The sequence below is a fragment of the Nocardia sp. 852002-51101_SCH5132738 genome (genome assembly GCF_001665695.1).
Classification (GTDB): Bacteria; Actinomycetota; Actinomycetes; order Mycobacteriales; family Mycobacteriaceae; genus Nocardia; species Nocardia nova.
The window spans coordinates 1-771 of the sequence record NZ_LZML01000162.1 but is presented as its reverse complement, the minus strand read 5'-3'; the positions used below and the strand labels follow the sequence as shown (position 1 = coordinate 771).

1 protein-coding gene and 1 pseudogene are annotated in these 771 nt (G+C 63.4%); both read right to left on the bottom strand.

Going from position 1 to position 771, the window contains the following annotated elements; translation table 11 throughout:
• A pseudogene (locus A5789_RS38665) lies at positions 1–302 on the bottom strand (ATP-binding protein); the annotation flags it as partial.
• Positions 303–484: 182 nt separating this feature from the next.
• Positions 485–706: a hypothetical protein gene (locus tag A5789_RS38660; RefSeq protein WP_064903081.1), complete on the bottom strand. Its 222-nt coding sequence runs from the start codon at positions 704–706 to the stop codon at positions 485–487.
• Positions 707–771 lie beyond the last annotated feature (65 nt).

Here is a 771-nt window from a genome sequence, read left to right as displayed (position 1 = left end):
GCGACAGTGTTATCGCCGAGGATCTCGCCCCAGGATCCGACGCCGCGGTTGGTGGTGATCGCGATCGAGGTCTTCAAATATCGTTGCGACACAACTTGAAACAATGCTGAAGCCGCCTCTGCAGGTAACGGCAGGTATCCCAGTTCGTCGATCGCCAGGAGCGTTGGTCCGGCGTAGAAACGCATGCAGGTGGCCCACCGGCCTTCGATCGCAGCTTTGTGGCAGCGGGCCGCCAAATCGGCGGCGGTGGTGACATAGGTGCGGTAGCCGGCGTGCACCGCAGCCCGGGCTAGACCCAAGGCCGCTCAGTTTGGTGTGCTGCCGGGTTGTCAACCGGGTAGCACGCGCACGCTGATGTGGGTTTGGTAGATGGTCCGGTCGATCACCCCCTTGGCGCGGTGTTTGGAGATTGCCCGTTTGACCACGCGAAGGCTGCTGCGGGGCCGGCGATGTGGGAGCAGGTCAGCGCGCACGGCCCGCCCGATCACACCGACGATATCGACAGTCGCGCCGGTGATGACCCGGCCGCATGGACGAGCTGGTCGCGGGCGGTCTGCAAAGCGACGGTGAAACTGCCCCGGTCCGCGACCATGCCCGGTGTGGCCAGCGCGGTATCGGCGATCGCGGTCCGCAACGCCTGGTAGGTGATCAGCAACGCGTAGACCTCCTGCGCGACATCGTCGGCAGTACGCGCCGAGGGTGTCACGAGAACCGTGTAAGTCCGAAGCTAGTTCGGTACTAAATCTATTCTAGCACAATGGAATTCGGTTC